The organism is Chitinophaga deserti (assembly GCF_003149455.1).
GTDB lineage: Bacteria > Bacteroidota > Bacteroidia > Chitinophagales > Chitinophagaceae > Chitinophaga > Chitinophaga deserti.
In genome coordinates this window covers 150,008-168,215 of the sequence record NZ_QFFK01000011.1, presented here as the reverse complement: position 1 = coordinate 168,215, position 18,208 = coordinate 150,008, and the positions used below count along the sequence as shown (strand labels likewise).

Here is an 18,208-nt window from a genome sequence, read left to right as displayed (position 1 = left end):
GTTATACTTTTGGATCGAGTATTCGCTTAACGTTATACTCTGAGATAACGGGCTCGGCATGGAAGGATGCGGAAAGGATATCGTAGTTATGCTTTTGCGCAAGCGGTGGCTGCAGGAATGTGCATGCAAAGTTCAGCAGTACTCCGGGTTCCATCCCTTTAATAATCTCCTTTTCGTGCAGGTATCGTAGCAGGTAGCCGAGCTTCTGGGTGGGCATGTTCAGCTGAAGGCGTTTCACTTTCCCTTTGGGCGGTAATGCCTCTCCCATGAACCGGGCAATGCTCAGTTTGAGTTTAAGACCGTCTAGATGATTATTCAGCCGCTGGATCACAGCATCTTTCAGCGGGTCTTCCAGGATAAAGCCACCCTGTGCGTTTCTGTTGCGGCGCCTTACGCGATTGATGACTTTCACCAGTGCGGGAATCTGCTCTTCCACAGGGAGGTCCTTAATAGGCTCAATCTCCCTGTCTGCCACGAATCTTGCATAATCCGGATCATTGAAGTTATGGTTCCAGATGTGCTGCCGCAGCTTTTTGACCATCTCCTCTTCAGGTAGTGATTCATTGATGATAGTGTCTGCCCCGGCGAGTATCATCATCAGGTCATTGAACTCGCGGTATCGCAGATCGGCATATGGCAATGTATCATCCCCAATCCTGAAGCTGTGTTTCAGCCACATCAACTCATCCATAACCTCTTGTGGGTAAACTATGCCACGAAACACGAGCTCCCACAATTGTTCAAATTCATGGAACCGGATATCCATATAAAAATCGGGCATGATCATTTCCCTGTTCATGAAAGGTGCGAATAGATCGGAAATCTGCTCCAGCACTTCGCATAAAATCGCAGAAGCAAAATGACAGTAATTGAATGCATCATTACTCAACGGGCTCACCTCCGTGGATATTCCGCTATGAAAGGCGCATGCGAAAATAACGTCTTCGATTTGCTCCTGCAGGTACTGTACGATCCTGCACATGGCCTTGTCGATCCGTGGCGATCTGAAGAGCTTTTCGAGAAAAGTCTTGCAGGCAGCGGCTTCCGCTTTAGTTGTAGCGAGCATTTCTGTGGCAGAACCTTCCGGGAAATCTACCGTAAACTGGCGGCGGTGAGATTTTGACCCGCCAATGAATCCGATTGTTTTTGTAAAAATGGTTTTGTAATCCATTAGATTTCGATTTTGATTGTTAAATGTTAAGACAATACATTCCCCTCCCGCCTTTCAGGCAGTTGCTGTGCAAAAGATGATAACTGGAATTTGGAGGATAAGCGTTGCTTATCCGGGGTTTTTCACAGTCACTTTTTGTACTTCATTCCGGGAGAATGATAGTGTCATTTTTAAATGTCAAAACGAAAATAGGATACAAAATATATTCAAAAACTTAAGATATCTGAAGATCGGTTTTTTGGTAAAACTTCTTTTTTTAAAGTGCTGAAAGTGGGACCTGCCATCCCCAAATACGCAGCGAGGTGATAGTCGTTTATGTGATCAAAGAAGTGAGGTTTCTTTTCATACAAGAAAGCAATACGCTCTGCGGCGGTTAAATGTAGATGTGTTTTATTTTCATCCGACTCTATATAGTAATGAATAATCACGGCCTTTTGGATATTGTTTAGTTCCTGGTGGCTTAGGCACATTTCCTGCAGTAATTTTTGAGTTAAGGAAATACATCTGGTATTCTCCAGTGCCACAATAGCAAATTTACTTGGCTGTTGTTCGAAGAAGCTTTTGGGTGATATACAGAAATCCTTCTTTAATAAGAACCAATGAGGGTAGTCTTTTTGGTTAATTTTCTCCGTTACCATCAGGCTGCCTTCTGTGATAAAATAGACGTATTCGCAAACATCATTTTGTCGCAGTACCGTTTCTTCTTTTTCAAATTCGAGAATTTCTATTGATGCAAGCAGGTCCTGTTCTAAGGCTTCCGTCATTTGCTGGCCTGTACGGGCAAATGCGGCCATAAGCATATCAATATCCTTTTGGTGTGGGTGCATGGGATATGGTTGATGAATTAAACAAACTTGTTAGTGGGGCGCTAAATAAGAGAAAATCGAAAATAGGAATTATTGTGATTGAAAAATTAACAGCATGAAAATTAAATTATCAGAATACACCCCTGAATTGCTAATATCCGGCAAGTACTGGTCAATGCAGTTGTAGGTAGCCCCCCGGGTTTAACTTATTTTTATAGGTGATGCTACTCTTTATTATCTTCCAATAAGCTATTCATCCAACTATAAGACTACCTATAAAACAGACAGGTGCATGATTTCTAAGAAAAGACACGTTATTACTTTACTGATCTGCCTCGTACAGGCATCCTCCGCTGCCGCACAAACAAGTGCGACTGCAAAAATCTGGTATACCAAACCGGCAGACGCTTCCGTAAAAGACAATCCCGATGGCTGGGTGAGCGATGCCGAATGGCTGAAAGCCCTGCCCATAGGTAACGGGCACATCGGCGCCATGGTATTTGGTGATGTGAACCGGGAACGTATTCAGCTCAATGAAATGACGCTGTGGAGCGGCAGCATGGATGAAGGCGATAATCCGGAAGCAGCGAAGCACCTGCCCCAAATCCGGGAGCTGCTCTTTCAGGGGAAATACAAAGAGGCTACGGAACTGACCAATAAAACCCAGATCACCAGCGGCAAAGGCTCCGGGCATGGCAATGGCGCCAATGTACCTTTCGGATGCTCACAAACGCTGGGCGACCTCTGGCTCGATTTTAAAACCTCCCTGCCCTACTCCGGTTACTACCGCGAGCTGGATCTCATCAACGGCATTGCCCTCAGCAGGTTCACACGCGACGGTGTAACCTATACGCGGGAAGTGTTTGCCAGTCACCCCGCAAAGGCGCTTGTGATCAGGTTAACGGCCAGCAAGCCCGGGGCTATCCATTTTGATGTGACCATTAACCGGCCCGAACGTTTCTCCACCTCCACTCAGGGGAATGCCCTCGTGATGGAAGGTATACTGAACAATGGCAGAGGCGGCGATGGTATGCTGTACAAAACCTACGTATCACCCGTACTTTCCGGAGGCACAGTGAAAGCAACCGGTAATAGCCTGCAGATAGCCAACGCTACTGCGGTAACCCTCATCGTTACCGTAAAAACCAATTACAGGCAGCATTATCCTGATTACATCAATCCTGATTATGCAAACGAGTTGGATAACATCACCCGTAAAGCAACAGCGCAGGATTATGCCACTTTAAAGAAAGCGCATATCGCAGATTTCAGCGGGTTTATGAAGCGGGTGGATTTCAGGCTGGATGGTGCTGCGGACAAGATGCCCACAGATGAGCTGCTGCAGAAAAACTTTGAAACGAAGAATGAACAGATCCTTTACCCGCTGTATTTCCAGTTTGGCCGGTACCTGTTGCTTTCCTCTTCCCGCGCCGGCGGCCTCCCCGCCAACCTGCAGGGCATCTGGGCCAATAAGATCCAAACGCCGTGGAATGGCGATTATCATACAGACATTAATGTGCAGATGAATTACTGGCCGGCGGAAGTGGCAAACTTGTCTGAAAGCCATGTTCCGTTAATGGATCTGATCGCTTCCATGTCTGAACCGGGTAAAAAGACCGGCCGCATTCAGTATGGCATGAAAGGCTGGGCATTGCACCCCATCACCAACGTATGGGGCTACACCTCTCCGGGTGAAAGCGCCAGCTGGGGCATGCACATCGGCGGCGGGGCATGGATCATGCAGCACATCTGGGAGCATTATAACTTCACACGCGATAAGGCCTTCCTCGCAAAGGCTTACCCGCTGTTAAAAGATGCCAGTCTTTTTTACCTCGACTGGCTCGTGCCGCACCCCGTAACCGCCAAACTGGTATCGGGCCCCTCGCCTTCTCCCGAAAACACTTTCAAGGCACCCGATGGAACGCACGCGCAAATCAGTATGGGCCCTTCGCACGATCAGCAGGTTATATTCAATCTCTTTGAAAACACCCTGCTCAGTGCGAAGCTCCTGGGATTGAAGGATGAAGCTTTCCTTACTTCGGTACAAAAAGCGAAAGACAATCTGGCAAGGCCTGCAATTGGGCCCGATGGCAGGTTGATGGAATGGGCAGAGCCTTTCGAAGAAACGGAGCCACTGCACCGCCACCTGTCTCACCTGTTTGCGTTTTATCCCGGCAACGAAATCACCATCGATAAAACGCCTGAGCTGGCTGCTGCCGTAAAGAAATCCCTCGAAGCCAGGGGCGATGCCGGTGTGGGCTGGACCTACGCCTGGAAGATAGCCCTCTGGGCGCGTTTGCACGATGGCGACAGGGCACTGTCTATCCTGAACAACCAGCTGCGGCCTACCCATGTAACCGGCACGCTGTACAGCGGTGGCGGTGGTACTTACTATAATTTGTTTGATGCCTGTCCGCCTTTCCAGATCGATGGCAACTTTGGGGTTATTGCCGGTATGGCGGAGATGCTGCTGCAAAGCCATGAAGATTACATACAACTACTCCCCGCCCTCCCATCCGCATGGAATAACGGCCGTTTAAGCGGACTTGTTGCCAGAGGGAACTTTGTAGTGGATATGGAATGGGCAGGCGGAAAACTGAAGAAAGCGCAGGTGCTTTCCCGCTCCGGTGCGCCCTGTAAAGTGAGGTATGCGGGTAAAACCGTAGATGTGCCGGTGAAGAAAGGTCAGAAAGTGTCTATAGAGAAATATTTAAATTAACGCTAAGGAACAATCAACTATCAGGAAGGCCTCTTTTCAGGGGCCTTTCGTGTTTTCAGGATGCCTTCATGCCTGTAAGCGTTTGGTTGTGAAGCGCAAAGACGGAAAATATGACATATTGTTGTTGGGTATTTTCCTAAATTGTGCATCTATGCTCGAAACCAAAGTTTGTATCCTCGGTGCCGGCCCTGCCGGTGCAACCACCGCCCTCCAGCTTGCTTATATGGGCATCCCCTGCGTGGTGGTGGACAAAGCCGTATTTCCCCGTGATAAAGTATGTGGCGATGGCCTCAGTGGCAAAGTGCTCACCCTGCTCTCCCGTATCGATAAAGGCATTGCAGAACGCCTGCAGGCCTATGTTTTTAAAGAAGACAGCTGGGGCGTTACCTTCGTGGCCGCCAACCGCATGAGTATGAACATCCCCTACAAGCCGGGCTACCAGAAGCTGCCTGATGAGCCGCGGGGATTCGTATGCAAGCGCATCCACTTCGATAACTTTCTGGTAGAGGAACTGAAGCGCTGTCCGCAGGTGCAGCTCATAGAAGGTAAGGCCGTTACCAAATTCGAGCGCCTGCCCGACGGGTACCTGCTGGCGGATGTAAGCGGCGCGTTGCAGATCAAAACCAAACTGGTGATTGCGGCTAACGGGGCGCATTCCAGCTTCACCAAAGAGGTGGCTAATATCCATATGGAGCCTGCGCATTATGTGGCCGGCATCCGCGCATATTACAGCGGCATCAAAGGCCTGCACCCCGATAACCTCATTGAATTGCATTTCCTGAAAAACATACTGCCCGGCTACTTCTGGATCTTCCCCCTGCCCAATGGCGAAGCCAATGTAGGCATAGGTATGCTTAGTGAAATAGCCCGTAAAAGGAAAGCTAACCTGAAGCAGCTGCTGCTGGATGCAGTAGAACATGATGAGGTACTGAAAGAACGTTTTAAAGATGCCATCCTCCAAGGTAACATCGACGGCTATGGCCTGCCCCTCGGCAGTAAGAAAAGGCGGCTTTCCGGAGACAGGTACATGCTGGTAGGCGATGCCGGTTTCCTGATAGACCCCTTCACAGGCGAAGGCATCGGCAATGCCATGTACTCCGCCCGTATGGCGGCCCATCAGGCTGCGGCCTGTATTAAGGCGAACGATTACTCTGCCGCCACCATGCTGGCCTACGATGCGGAAGTGTACCGCGTACTGGGGCCAGAACTGAAAATGAGCACCCGGCTGCAGAAGCTCATCCGCTTCCCGTGGCTTTTCAATATGCTGATGCGTTTGAGCGCGCGGAACAAAGAGCTGCAGGAGCTGCTGTCGTGCATGTTCCATGAAGTGGACCTTCGCAAGAAGCTGGCCAAGCCGCAATTTTACCTGCGGTTGCTGTTTGTCCGAAGAGACACTGTTACCCGGTAAGGTTTCCACATTACATAAAACAAAGCCGCTCCATCAGTAAGACGGAGCGGCTTTTGCGTTTCAAATCAATACATGCATCGGGATATAAGGACAGCTATTTCTCAGCAGTATAGCCCTTTGTGGCGGCAAACTGGAGGATAGACTGGTTGATGGCAGAACCAAGGTCGTCTTTGTTGGTGGCGGATTTCCGGTTCACCTCATCAATGTAAGCCTGGCGCTTTTTACCCAATACGGCAATTTCTTTCTGAATACTGTCTCTCGCCTGACTTTTCACGGCTATCACTTTTTGGATTTCTGCATCCGATTTACCCTGCAGCTCCTGCGGCAGCTCTTTCTTGTCAATTACTTTCAGTGTAGATGCATCTTTCCTGCTGCGCTCCACCAGGTCCCAGCTTTCGTTACTGTAGGCAGCTTTGGATTTGCTTACGGTACGCTCCACGGAATTGGATTTGGAGATGGATTTGGCGTTGGCATCCTGCATGGCCTGATTGCTTTTCTTCATACGGCCCTGTGCGCCATAGCTGATATAGGTATCGTTCAGGCGGTCGTTGCAGGCTTCGATTTGGGAGTCGTAGGGTGTTTCGATATAGGCTACTTTCTCGTCGGAATCGATGTTGAAGTACTTGCCCTTTCCACGGTCGGCGCCGTCTTTCCATTTGGTGGCGATGCCTTCGCGGTTGTCGCCGCAGAAAATGGTATTGATGTAAATGCTTTTACGCAGTGCTTCTTCCGCAGCGGAGCTATATGGCTTATTGCCCTGGGTGAAGGGCTCGTTGCCTGCTATGTATATCAGTTTCATGTCGGCTTCGTCCTTTCCCCATTCCAGTTTTTTTACGGCGGTGCTGATCACTTCGCCGCAGTATTCCTGTCCGCCGTTGGTATAAAGAGCAAACAGTTTTTCAGAAAGGAGGTCGAGGTCGGTGGTGAGGGGCAGTACCTGGCGGATGTATCCGGAGGCGGATGAAAGGCCGTCGTTCCCGTATTCATAGAGCGCAATTTCGATGACCGGCGTTATGCCATGGTACTTCAGGGTGGTGAGGGTGTTGATGATGTTCCATAACCGGGATTTGGCCTGGTCGATGAGTCCGTCCATACTGCCGGAAGTGTCGAGTAACAGCGCCACCTGGATACGGGTATTGTCTGTTGGGGTGGTCACTTTGGGCACCGGTATATGGGTAGCCGGTGTTTGGGTGGCCGGTGTAACCTTATTTTCCCGGTGGAGGGCTTTGATATCGTATTTCCAGGCAAGGAGGCCGGTTGCTATTGCAAGGCCGGTAAACAGAACTGTTTTCATAATGCTTGAGTTAGATGATGACCTGAAATTAGCCGCCTTTTCCCTTCGAAATCGGCCCACTTGGTGAAAGGGCTTGTCCACTGGGTGAAATATTCCCTTGCGGCAGGGAAAAGTCCTATTTTGCAGGGGAATATAATGCCATGGTACGCTACGGTTTTGTTATACTGCTATTGACCGGATTATTAGGTTCCTCCGGAACGCTGACTGCCCAGGATTCGAAAGGAGATTCCAGGAGTAAAAAAGTTGTTCCCAGCCCGAAGTCCAAAGCAGCCAGAGAGTTGCAGGAATCCCTGTATGCCGACGAAAACGAACTGGTTACCGCCCGTAGCTACGAGGCCCTCGGTAAGGAACTGACGGATAAAGGGGAATACCCCAAGGCAGAAGAATACCTGAAGAAAGCCCTCGACATCTACCTCCGATTAAAACACCGCAACGCCGCCCCTGCCAGCAGGGCTTTAGCCAAGGTGCAGGAATTGCAGAATAAGATCAAACCCGCTATCAGTAATTACCAGTCTGCCGGAAGCCTGTCTGCAGATACGACCCTTGAACGTGCCAACTTCAACGATGCCAACCGCTTGCTGAACCCTAACAACCCGGGCCGCCAGTCTGATCTGGCACAATCCAACGTCGAGATCTTCGAGAAGGAAGGTAAAAAGGATGAAGCGGCAGATGCTTACCGGAACCTGGGGAACAGCCTGCTGAACCAAAAGAATAATACCGGCGCCATCAGCAGCTTTAAAAAGGCATTAGAGAATACCGATAAAACGGGGGATATATCCGTGCTCAGCAAAGAGATATCCCGCGCATATGTGGAAGATAATAACGTGGCTGAGGCCATTCAGGTAAGTGAAGGCATCCTTCAGAAAGCAAGGGAAGATAATAACACAGAACTGCAGATTAACCAGCTGCAGGATCTGGCCCGCTTATACACCACCAGCCAACAGCCCGATAAAACGGGTAAGCTCCTCGAAGAAGCATACCTGCTGGCCTTTAAAAGCGGGAATACCTCTAAAGCGAAAGATTGTCTGCTGGCACTTACCAGTTACTACAAACGCCAGCGGCAGGAAGGGATCGCTATTTCCCGGTACGACGATTTCCTGCAGAACCTCGATTCCCTGATCCGGACAGACAGTTCACTGGTAGATGCCAGTCTTTTCGATATCACCGAAGGCAGGATCAAAGACCTCGAGCGGGAGAAAGCCCTGCAGCTGGCCCTGATCGATAATAAGAACACCCTCAATTACTTCCTGATCGCATTCGTATTGGCGATGGGCGTACTGCTCTTTTTTATAGTACGCTCGTTGCGGGCCATTAAGGTGAAGAATAAGAAGATAGCCCTGCAATCCCTGCGCCGGGAAATGAATCCGCATTTCATCTTTAATAGTCTCAACAGCGTGAACCAATACATCGCGGAGAACAACGAGATGGAAGCCAATAAGTACCTCACCTCCTACTCCGGGCTTATGCGGAATGTAATGGAACATTCCAACCGGGATTTTGTCACGCTTACTGTGGAAGCCGAGCAGTTGAGACGGTACCTCGACCTGGAGCAGCTGCGCTTCAGCGATAAGTTCGTGTACATCCTCGATATCGATGACGCGCTGGACCCTGATACGGTGATGATCCCTAATATGCTCATCCAGCCCCATCTTGAAAATGCGGTATGGCACGGGTTGCGGTATAAGGATACTAAAGGCCTGCTGCGCGTGAGCTTCCGGAAGCAGGACAGGCACATTATTGTGGAGATAGAAGATGATGGAATCGGCCTTGCAAAGAGCCAGGAATTAAAGACCGCGCATCAGAAAGTACATCAGTCGCGGGGTATTACCAATACCCGGGAGCGCATCAGTTTACTGAATGATATTTACCATCTCCACATACAACTGGAGATGCAGGATATAACCAAAGCCGATGCCACGGGTACGCGCGTGGTGCTGCAACTCCCTTTAATGGATAAGCATGAATTTAACCGCAAAGATTACAGCAGTAATCGTTGAAGACGAAGCCGCCGCTATAGTGGCTTTACAGAACTACCTGCGGAAGTTTTGTCCGCAGGTGGATGTGATAGGTACCGCCCAGAACAGCCGCGAGGCCGTTGAAGTGCTGCATGAACTGCAGCCCCAGCTTGTGTTTCTCGACGTGGAAATGCCATTCGGTAATGCCTTCGATGTGCTGGAAGGTTGTCAGGATCTGCGGTTCGAAACTATTTTTGTAACCGCCTTCTCTGAATATTCCCTGCGGGCACTTAATCAGAGCGCAGCGTATTACCTGCTCAAACCCGTTAGTATTGAAGAGTTGATCCTTGCCGTAAACAAGGTGCAGCAGCAACTGCAGCAAAAGCAATGGATAGACCGTAACCGTATTATCACCGAAAACGCCCGGGAGCATAACCCCGGAATGCAGCAGGTGATATTGCCCACGCTGGATGGGTTTGATGTGGTGAAGATGCAGGAGATTGTGCGCCTCAAAGGCAATGGCAACTTTACCGATGTATACCTGGCCGGTGGCAGCAAAAAAATGGTATGCCGCTTCCTGAAGCACTTCTCGGAAATGCTCCCCCTGCCGTTTGTAAGAGTCCATAAATCGCACATCATCAATATTCACTACGTGCAGTCGTACCACAAAGGTGCGGGTGGCTATGTGCAGTTGAACGACGGGTCGGAAGTAGAGGTTTCCCCCGCATATAAGGAAAGTTTGCTCAGGGCTTTCCAGTAAGGGGGGCGATACTACTTAAGTCAGGAATATTAGCTATATTATAGTGTATTAAACCTCTTAGCGAATGACCATTCTGGATTTTCAGGAGCAATTGCCCCAGGCTATTTTAAAAAGCGGGAAAGATTATTACCTGAAGGGTAAAGTATCTGACGTGCTGGAGATCAATGGCGAATGCAGTGCTGTTGTGGAAGGCAGGGAGGAATATGTGGTAAACATCAGTACCGCGGGCAATTATATTACCCATACCTCCTGTACCTGTAAGGCTTTCGATTATCACGATCATTGCAAGCATGTAGTAGCCGTTCTCTATGCTATGTACGATGAAGCGCTGCCTGATATAGATGAGGCTGATCCATACCTGATGGGGCTGCTGGATAAATTGTCTGCCGATGATATGCGGTTGTTTCTGAAAAAATCGCTGCTGGAAGATGAAGTGCTGGCCGAGCAGCTGATGGAGTTTGCGGAAACGGCCATCGACAGTCATGGGGTATACAGGCATGTGGATGCCATTAACCAGTCGTTTTTATTTACTAAAGCGGAGAAGTACGATAAATACAGTAGTAACCTCCCGGGCTCCAAGGCCTCCACTCCCACTGAGCACCTGCTGAAAAAGGCCCGCACGGCTTACCAGACAGGTGATGTTACCACCGCCTTAGACATCATATTTGCCGTAATTTCCAAATTGCCTGCATTCAATACGGATGAGCAGGATGAGACTGGTCATTACCAAACGGTTGTAGAGGAAGCTTTCATTCTGCTGGATGAGATCTGTACCACCACAGAACTGGATGGGTTTAATCTGAGAAGGCTGGCGCGGAAGGCGGCACAGGGCTTGTGGAGCGAGTTTTATACCATTGAGGATTTTAGTATTCACTGGCTCGACATCCTTGTAAAACATGGGCAATCCATGATAGAAAAGGAAGAGGTGCTGCGGATCATAGACAGTATTGCGGATAACGCCAAAAAGGAAGAATACGGCGACAGCTACGCCCGCCTGATGGCAGCCCGGGAAGCCATTGCCGCCGGAAAAGGGCAGGCGGAAAAAGTGATCAAAGAAGCGCCTGCAGCCACTTCCGGAAAGAAGAAGCTCCTCCCTATTCCTGAAGTAGCACCACCTGCTGAGAAGAAGAAAGTTACCCCGCCAACCGAAAAGAAGCTCGCATACATGAAAGAGCGAGCGGATCTGGAGGCGCAACTGGCGGAGCTGGAAAAGGAAGGTCCGCAGAAGCAGTATCAGCAAACGCAGAAAGAACTGATCGTACTCATGCAGCAGAACAATGATATCTACGGCGTGCGCTTATTTGGCACCCGGTTCTATAAAGAGAACGGCGACCTGTATTTTTATGAAGCCATAAAAAGCACCTATACTAACAAGGATTGGGAGACGCTGGTGTCGGGTATCAAATAGTTCCAACTACACATTAAATACATCCCAGCAGATGGGGTTTCTTAATGCCTGATCATCCAGTACGAGGTCGCGTATGGCTTCCGGAAGCTGGTCTCGTTGCCATTGGCATTCTTTTCTTCCTGCCGCATCTTTATCTTTCTCCTCTACCGAAGCCATAACTGCCCTGATAGCATACGCTGCAGCGCCCAGTTCATGGGCCGCCACGTGGGCTACGGCTACTGCCTGTCCGGATGCCAGCGCCACCAGTTTGGCTGCTTCTGGCATTCCTTTGGCGGCGGCATTGGTGACAAATGCGGCCTTATGGGCTTCTTTCATGGTGATTTCTCCCCTTACCCATGCTCTGGTGAGTTCGATGGCTTCAGCGGGTCTTTTATCGGCAGGATTGGCCTTTGTGAAAAGGGGCAGTACATGCTCCGCGCATTTGGCGGCCCATAATGCCAGTAAGTGATGGTTTTCGTCTGTTAAGGTGCCGCCGCGGCGGATGGTGATGAAGCGTGTGTCTCGTTGTTTGGGTAGGATCATGTTCTGGCCAACTATTTAAATCGAACTTTTAAAATAAGCAAATTATTAATAGCACAGGCTTGGAGAGGTAATATGCTATCTATCTGTCATTTAATCTATAAAGTACAACATCTTCATTTTCCTCATCATCACATTCCAGAATGAATTCCCAGTTCAGTTCGCGGGCGATTGGTGTCAGCAATTCCCGGAAGTAATGTATGCTGTCAGGAAGAGTTTTAGTAGCCTGGATATACAGCAATGTACATAGTTTATTTTCCAGCGATTCCGGAGTGCCGAAATTGCCATTCTTTGTATAGATACATTTAATATTAACCCACGGCTGGCCTGGTTTTTCTTTGAAGGTATGTGATCCCGTCTGTATGAATAGATTTTTACTATTTAACAGTTCAATAATTGTCGCTGTTGGGTGCGCAACAGTAAAATGTTGATTTGCACGAATAGCAAAATACCAGCAATGGACAGACCACATATCTAAAAGTTATGTGTGAAAATAGCCTTTTCTTTTAATCCCTACCGCACAATTACCACCGTATTCTTATACATCTCCATCGTATCATCCTTCATTTTCAGGTTGATGAAATACACATAGGTTTGGCCGCCGGAGGAAGGGTTGCCGTTCACCATGCCATCCCATCCATAGCGGCGGTCGTTGGCAGGTACATCGTGTACCTCGAAGAGCTGGGTGCCCCAGCGGTCGTAGATAATGAAATCTTTCACGATGGCGATATCCGGACTGCCAATCACATAAAACACATCATTCACCCCGTCTCCATTCGGTGAAAAGGCGGTGGGCATCTCTACGCGTTTGTTGATATAGGTGCGGCTGTCGAAGGCGGCAGTATCGGTACAGTAGAACTCGTTGGTCACTTTGAGCAGGTACTGCATGGAAGAGCCGCTGCGGTTCAGCACGGGCTGTTCACAACTGGTGCAGGACAGGCCGTATCCCGGGCTCCACTCCCATTGCTTTACCACGCCGCCTGTAACGATGGGCTGCAGCTTAATGGAGGTGGCAGGGCGTACTGTGCTGCTTACCGGCGGTGCCAGGGTTACCGTAAAGGGTAAGCGCTCTGCCTCGGCAGTGTTATTGGTGTTGTCAGTATCGGGGAAGGCCGGTGTAACTGGTGCACCCGGACCTTCATCATTTACCCTTGCATAGATGCGCGTGGTGGCGGGTGTGGTTACCAGTGTGGTGTATTTCACCCACTCGCCGGCTTTTGTGGGTGAGGTATGTACCGTGGTCAGCAGGTTGGCCCCTGCAGTGGCGGGGTCTGCATCATAGAAGGACACCGGAACACCGCCCCATACAGAGTCGTACCCGTTCTGCATATTTACTTCGAAAGTGAGGAGGTTGCGGGTATTATCGTAGCACTGCACTTTGGTAAGCCGTATAATGAAATCCGGCGGCATGGGTTTAGACCAAGCGGTGGATGTAAGTACGCAGCCGTAAGGGTTGGTGAGCATCAGCTTCACCTGTGAGGTGTCCATCACTTTCAGCGACGGGGCCGGACAGGTAGTGCAACTCAATACCGATTGCCCCTGCGGCACGCTCCATTTCCATGAAGCGGGTGTGAACTGCGCGGTGGTGAATTTGAGCGGATAAGACAGTTTGCGCATCACCGTGGTATCTGCCGGTGAAATGAACATGGTGGAAGCATGATACAGGGTATCAAGCGAATTGTTGCCCGAATAAGCTTCCGGTTGCGGGGTAATGGTATTGACCATGCCGAAGAAGCGGCCGGAAAGCGGGCGTTGCACGCGGATGCGGTATTCTCCGCAGGCGGCTGCGCTATTGGTAGTAGTAATGAACGTTGCACCTATAGGCCTGGCGGCCATGCTGCCATCGTAGAAAGCAACATCCAGCCCGGATGGGATGTTGCCGGGGGCATAGGCGTTGCAAATGGAGAAGCGTAGCTCCACACTATCGCCTGCAGCGCATTCTGCGGCTTTAACCGCGAGGGAATAATCATCTACCGGGGGCAGATTAATGGTTACGGTAGCCGAATCGTGGCAGCCGTATTCACTTTCAGCCATCATCTTTTTGGTGGTAACCGTTCCTTTGCGGTAAGGTGCCGTGAATTCTGTAGAAAGACAATCGGTGCAGCTCAGGAAGTCGCCATTGCTCCAGGTTACTTTTTTGATATCCCCACCCCTGTCCTTTTCCGGTGCCAGGGTTACTTTTTCGCCGGGGAGCAGGGTGTATACATCCGGCGTCAGTTTGGTTTTGAAACGGAATTGCTTCACCATCCTGAAGTTATTGCCATAAGATTTTTCTTCAAATCCGGTGTTGGGCAGTACCAGCGGCAGCGCACTCCCGTTATCGTTCATCACCGCCACTACCGTGTCGAAATCATGACGGCCGGGGTTGATGATGGTGGTTTCGAGGTATGAGGTGCATTTGCCTTTCAGTACGTAAGGAATCTTGTAGGTGCCGAGGAGCTTAGCGCCCGGGAGGCGCGGGTCTTTATCGTAGAAGGCAACGGGTGTGTTGATGGGGAAAGCCTGGTAGCCGCTGTTATGGAAATAGAGCGAAATGCGTACCTGGTCTTCTTTATAGCAGTCCACACTCCTTACGTAGATGATACCGTCTGCCGTGGGATCGTCTACCGTAAAGGTGAAGGAGTTGGTAGTATCGGTACAGCTGCCGTTAGTGGCTTCGAGGCGGATGGTATAGATGGCGGGCTCTTTGAAGAGGTACTTCAGATCTTTGGAAGTGCCTGCGGAATGCTCGGCCATGCCCTTGTTATTGCTCAGCAGCCAGCGGTAAGCGGTAGCGTTTTCGGATTGGTTGGTGAACAGGATGCTGTCCATCTCTACATCTTCTTTCGAAGCGATCTTGCGCTTATCGGGATAGAAACGTGCTACTACGCCACAGCTCACTTGCACTGTGTTGTGGAACGATGCAAAGCAGCCGGGTGTGGCGGTAAAGGCGCGCAGCTCCACGTAGTAGTTCTTTTTCTCCGTTACGGTATAGCTGAAATCGGTGGTAGTGGCTTCCATTGTACCGTTCACCCACCATTCGTAGTTCGTGGCGCCGGTGGTGGTATTGGTGAACAGGATGGTATTACCGGTTATGGGGTAATCGATGTTGCGGGTGAAGCTTGTGGTAACGGAGCCTGCGGGGCAGGGATCATTACATACGGTGCTGCCGATCATGCCGGTCAGGGAGCTGGCAATGAAATTGCGCATGCGCTCTGCCTGTCCTTCGGTGAAGGAGGATATACAGCCGGTGCCGCCGCCGTAGTCCATGATGTTATCCGGGAGGTCGGGCACGTCTGTGGTAAAGCCTGAGAGGGTATCGGTGTCGCAGCTGTTTTCGGGATCGGAGCAGGCGAAGCCGCCGTTGATGGATTTATCGGGTGGGGTATCGCATACCATGTCGCCATCGGTGGTGCAGTCGTCGTTTTTACAGTCCATGGCTGCAAAGGTGTGGAGCAGGCTAAGGTAGTGCCCCATTTCATGGGCGAGAACGCCTACGCCGAGGCCCGCCACTACGATGTCGCCCCCGGCGCTGGCATAGCCACCCATCTTGAGCCTGCGCCAGGTGCCGCATTCAAATTGCTGCATGAATTCCGACTTGATATCTTCCACCACCCAGATGTTGATATACCGGGAGCCGTCCCATTTGCCCATATTGGTGATGTCTCCGCCTTCCATATCGGCATCAAATTCACCGAGGTAGCTTTTGGAGCGGAGGATGCCCGTGGTGCTGGCGCCGTTGGGGTCTGTTTTGGCAAGGCAGAACTGTATTTTGGTATCGGTTCTGCTGCCAATGAAGGCACCTGTTTGTCCGTAGATGTCGTTCAGCTCCTGGAGGGCGTTTTTTACATCCGTGTCGGAATATTTGGTGGGGTCTTTTAAAATGATATGGAATACTACCGGTAAGGTATATACCGGAGCCAGCGGACCTTTCGGCATTTTCTTCATGCCCTGTTGCCGGATGCGCAGGTTCATTTCTGCTTCAAAGCTGCGGTAGGCGTTGTTCTTCCGCATGCTGTTCAGCATAACATCCGCACCGCAGGAGTATGCAGCGCCGGCCTTTTCAGGTACCTGCGCAAATAACTGCGCGGCAAAAGTGATACATATAAGTAAACTCCACAGTTTCTTAGATCCGGAAGGACATGATAGCATAGGTTGTGATTCGGCTTAGTCTAATATAAGAATGTATGCTGCGCGCTCGACGTGTTCACTGACAATAGCATTCTAAGTCTCAATAAAAAATAGCAGCGTAAAAATACTAATATATCCTGATAATGCAAACAGGATTGCGTGGGGTATAAATACTTAACACTTATTGGTTTGTATTTAATTATTGCTCCCGGCTGAAAGTACTTTAGTATATTCGTTCCAGAGAGTCGAATCTGGCATAGCTGCCCATAAAAGCGCCCATCGCTTTGTTGTGAGATAAATGAGCCCTGTTTTTCATTCCTTCAACCGCAGCTCCAGTATATACGGTCTGTTTACCCGGCCCATCATTTAATAAGAAAGAACCACCGTCAGCAATTCATTTCCTGTTATCCGGCAGGGAAACCATCTTTTTTCGTCCCCTGCGGGGGAAATTTCGTGCATTCGCCTGCCGGAGCGGGCTGCATGCTGTTTGGCCATATCTATTGTTAACACATAAATTTTAACCATGAGTAAACATTCCATTCAGATCAATTCCATCATTTGCACGGAAACCTCAGAAGGTGGCGTGGCAGATTATGATGAACTGTATCTTGTTTGTCAGTCTGATGGCGGATTGCCCATCCGCGTTCCTGTGGGCGTAAATGCCAGTGAAAAGATGCAGGACGGAGACGTATGGACCCTTACCAACCTGGTACTCAACTATGAGTATGAAGTGCTGGTGACCCTCTGGGACCACGATCTTAATTACGATCCTAACCTGGCTACCTACCTGCAGAGCCACGATTTTTTGCCCGGCACCGGCGGCGGGTCTGTACGCCTCAAGAACCATAACGGGGCCGATTACACTATTACCTTCACCTACTTAGATTAACCATCATGAAAGAACTCCTGAAAATCCAACTTGCAAATTATGTGGCGGATTTTACATCCATGCCCTCCTCGCCTGCTGCTCCCGTGCCTGAAAAACCGGTATTGACGGAAAATCAGAAGCAGGTGTTTATTGAATCCGAAAAAGCCTGGAAGGCATATAGTGAATCGCCTGAGGGTAAAAAAGAACTGGCGGAAGTGGAGAACATGGACCTCCCCACCCTCCGGGCATACGTAGCTTCGCTGCCTGATAAGCCAATATTCATTAAACTGATCAGCTGGATCAGGTCACTGGATCTGCCGGATAGCAGTTTTACCATAGGTATAACCGTGGAAGCGGAGTTAATCATAGGTTTCTCCGGCACCATTGGTATAGCCACGGGGATTGGTGAATCCAAAGGCCTGGAGGCTGCGGAGTTTTTGACGGTGGCGGTGGATGTTGGATTGCAGGCCGGTACTATGATTGGGGCGCAATTTGGCCTGTGGAACGAGGCGCCGGCAGATCTTGGCGGGAGCCTGCAGGGCGTTGAAATAGATTTAGGCGCGGAAGTAGAGTTCAGTGCAGGGTTCTATTTCAATACCTCCGGCCGGCGGGGTATTGCGATCACTTTGGGAGCTGGTATAGAAGACGGGATATCTATCGTGGAATACTACACTTACATCCTCGGCGATCAGGGGGTGGATCCCTACCTCAAGCCGGTAGTGCAGCCGCGCAAGAATAACTTCCTTATCCTTGAAAGCCTGAAATGCGTTCACCCTTCCAACGACGGCAGCGGTGATGAGAATGAGGTCTATTTCACGTTTCAGGCCGATGGTGATACAGTGTACCCATACCCTACCTACAGCAATTTCTCCATGAAAGAAGGCGAAAGCTGGGCCTGTGGCCGGTCAGTTTGGTTTAACAGCAGTGTGGCGGTAACGGTGTATGATGAAGATGCGGGAAACGATGATGATGTGGTGGGTTATTTCAGTATCATTTTGTCCCAATTGAAGCTGAACGAGAGCGTCATCTTCAACAGCACGAAGGATTACTCATCCGGGCTGGATAATGTGGAGTATACCATGAAAGTAAGACTGATTGCGCAGAATGTAGCATAGCAGCGGAGCATAGCTGCGGTAGAAGTATCAGGCCGGTCCGGAAGTTTATTATACATCAGGGCCGGCCTTTTTATC

The 18,208-nt window shown here is 49.9% G+C and carries 13 protein-coding genes; 7 read left to right on the top strand and 6 right to left on the bottom strand.

The features are described from left to right. Nucleotide 1 precedes the first annotated feature (1 nt). Entirely contained in the window at nucleotides 2-1,171 is a 1,170-nt protein-coding gene (locus tag DEV76_RS22755) for a hypothetical protein (protein WP_109700251.1), read from the bottom strand. A gap of 206 nt (nucleotides 1,172-1,377) precedes the next feature. Beyond that, nucleotides 1,378-1,998 carry a Crp/Fnr family transcriptional regulator gene (locus tag DEV76_RS22750; RefSeq protein ID WP_109700250.1) on the bottom strand — a complete coding sequence of 207 codons (621 nt, stop codon included), beginning with the start codon at nucleotides 1,996-1,998 and terminating at the stop codon, nucleotides 1,378-1,380. Nucleotides 1,999-2,269: 271 nt separating this feature from the next. On the opposite strand from DEV76_RS22750, the gene DEV76_RS22745 reads away from it, so the two are divergent. Then, nucleotides 2,270-4,696, top strand: coding sequence for a glycoside hydrolase family 95 protein (locus tag DEV76_RS22745; protein WP_109700249.1), 2,427 nt, complete (start codon nucleotides 2,270-2,272; stop codon nucleotides 4,694-4,696). A gap of 151 nt (nucleotides 4,697-4,847) precedes the next feature. Continuing rightward, nucleotides 4,848-6,104 (top strand): NAD(P)/FAD-dependent oxidoreductase, encoded by a 1,257-nt coding sequence (locus DEV76_RS22740; protein WP_109700248.1) that lies wholly within the window; start codon nucleotides 4,848-4,850, stop codon nucleotides 6,102-6,104. A 94-nt stretch (nucleotides 6,105-6,198) separates the two neighbouring features. On the opposite strand, the gene DEV76_RS22735 is transcribed toward DEV76_RS22740, so the two are convergent. Next, on the bottom strand, nucleotides 6,199-7,398 hold the full coding sequence (locus DEV76_RS22735) for a vWA domain-containing protein (RefSeq protein WP_109700247.1): 1,200 nt from the start codon (nucleotides 7,396-7,398) through the stop codon (nucleotides 6,199-6,201). Between the two features lie 170 nt (nucleotides 7,399-7,568). Here DEV76_RS22735 and DEV76_RS22730 point away from each other — a divergent pair, with 170 nt between their 5' ends. From DEV76_RS22730 to DEV76_RS22720, 3 genes are all read left to right on the top strand, one after another. Next, complete coding sequence (locus DEV76_RS22730) at nucleotides 7,569-9,395, top strand: tetratricopeptide repeat-containing sensor histidine kinase (protein WP_198652174.1); 1,827 nt, start codon at nucleotides 7,569-7,571, stop codon at nucleotides 9,393-9,395. Next, nucleotides 9,358-10,113, top strand: a complete 756-nt coding sequence (locus DEV76_RS22725) for a LytR/AlgR family response regulator transcription factor (RefSeq protein ID WP_109700245.1) — start codon at nucleotides 9,358-9,360, stop codon at nucleotides 10,111-10,113. Before DEV76_RS22730 ends, DEV76_RS22725 begins: the two co-directional genes overlap by 38 nt. 64 nt (nucleotides 10,114-10,177) lie before the next feature. Then, nucleotides 10,178-11,521: an SWIM zinc finger family protein gene (locus tag DEV76_RS22720; RefSeq protein ID WP_109700244.1), complete on the top strand. Its 1,344-nt coding sequence runs from the start codon at nucleotides 10,178-10,180 to the stop codon at nucleotides 11,519-11,521. A gap of 6 nt (nucleotides 11,522-11,527) precedes the next feature. On the opposite strand, the gene DEV76_RS22715 is transcribed toward DEV76_RS22720, so the two are convergent. From DEV76_RS22715 to DEV76_RS22705, 3 genes are all read right to left on the bottom strand, one after another. Then, nucleotides 11,528-12,043, bottom strand: coding sequence for a putative immunity protein (locus DEV76_RS22715; protein ID WP_109700243.1), 516 nt, complete (start codon nucleotides 12,041-12,043; stop codon nucleotides 11,528-11,530). Nucleotides 12,044-12,122: 79 nt separating this feature from the next. Continuing rightward, nucleotides 12,123-12,512, bottom strand: a complete 390-nt coding sequence (locus DEV76_RS22710; RefSeq protein WP_109700242.1) for a hypothetical protein — start codon at nucleotides 12,510-12,512, stop codon at nucleotides 12,123-12,125. 41 nt (nucleotides 12,513-12,553) lie between these two features. Then, nucleotides 12,554-16,171: a M43 family zinc metalloprotease gene (locus DEV76_RS22705; protein WP_109700241.1), complete on the bottom strand. Its 3,618-nt coding sequence runs from the start codon at nucleotides 16,169-16,171 to the stop codon at nucleotides 12,554-12,556. A gap of 502 nt (nucleotides 16,172-16,673) precedes the next feature. Between DEV76_RS22705 and DEV76_RS22700 the strand changes: the two genes are divergently transcribed. Both DEV76_RS22700 and DEV76_RS22695 read left to right on the top strand, forming a co-directional pair. Continuing rightward, a complete protein-coding gene (locus DEV76_RS22700; protein WP_109700240.1) occupies nucleotides 16,674-17,039 on the top strand; it encodes a hypothetical protein in 366 nt (121 codons plus the stop codon). A 5-nt stretch (nucleotides 17,040-17,044) separates the two neighbouring features. Continuing rightward, nucleotides 17,045-18,133, top strand: coding sequence for a hypothetical protein (locus DEV76_RS22695; RefSeq protein WP_109700239.1), 1,089 nt, complete (start codon nucleotides 17,045-17,047; stop codon nucleotides 18,131-18,133). The last annotated feature ends 75 nt before the right edge of the window (nucleotides 18,134-18,208 follow it).

What these genes read in the sequence shown, in the direction of transcription:
- DEV76_RS22755 (WP_109700251.1), bottom strand. Translation starts at nt 1,171, where the DNA reads ATGGATTACAAAACCATTTTTACAAAAACAATCGGATTCATTGGCGGG.
- DEV76_RS22750 (WP_109700250.1), bottom strand. Translation starts at nt 1,998, where the DNA reads ATGCACCCACACCAAAAGGATATTGATATGCTTATGGCCGCATTTGCC.
- DEV76_RS22745 (WP_109700249.1), top strand. Translation starts at nt 2,270, where the DNA reads ATGATTTCTAAGAAAAGACACGTTATTACTTTACTGATCTGCCTCGTA.
- DEV76_RS22740 (WP_109700248.1), top strand. Translation starts at nt 4,848, where the DNA reads ATGCTCGAAACCAAAGTTTGTATCCTCGGTGCCGGCCCTGCCGGTGCA.
- DEV76_RS22735 (WP_109700247.1), bottom strand. Translation starts at nt 7,398, where the DNA reads ATGAAAACAGTTCTGTTTACCGGCCTTGCAATAGCAACCGGCCTCCTT.
- DEV76_RS22725 (WP_109700245.1), top strand. Translation starts at nt 9,358, where the DNA reads ATGAATTTAACCGCAAAGATTACAGCAGTAATCGTTGAAGACGAAGCC.
- DEV76_RS22720 (WP_109700244.1), top strand. Translation starts at nt 10,178, where the DNA reads ATGACCATTCTGGATTTTCAGGAGCAATTGCCCCAGGCTATTTTAAAA.
- DEV76_RS22715 (WP_109700243.1), bottom strand. Translation starts at nt 12,043, where the DNA reads ATGATCCTACCCAAACAACGAGACACACGCTTCATCACCATCCGCCGC.
- DEV76_RS22710 (WP_109700242.1), bottom strand. Translation starts at nt 12,512, where the DNA reads ATGTGGTCTGTCCATTGCTGGTATTTTGCTATTCGTGCAAATCAACAT.
- DEV76_RS22705 (WP_109700241.1), bottom strand. Translation starts at nt 16,171, where the DNA reads ATGCTATCATGTCCTTCCGGATCTAAGAAACTGTGGAGTTTACTTATA.
- DEV76_RS22700 (WP_109700240.1), top strand. Translation starts at nt 16,674, where the DNA reads ATGAGTAAACATTCCATTCAGATCAATTCCATCATTTGCACGGAAACC.
- DEV76_RS22695 (WP_109700239.1), top strand. Translation starts at nt 17,045, where the DNA reads ATGAAAGAACTCCTGAAAATCCAACTTGCAAATTATGTGGCGGATTTT.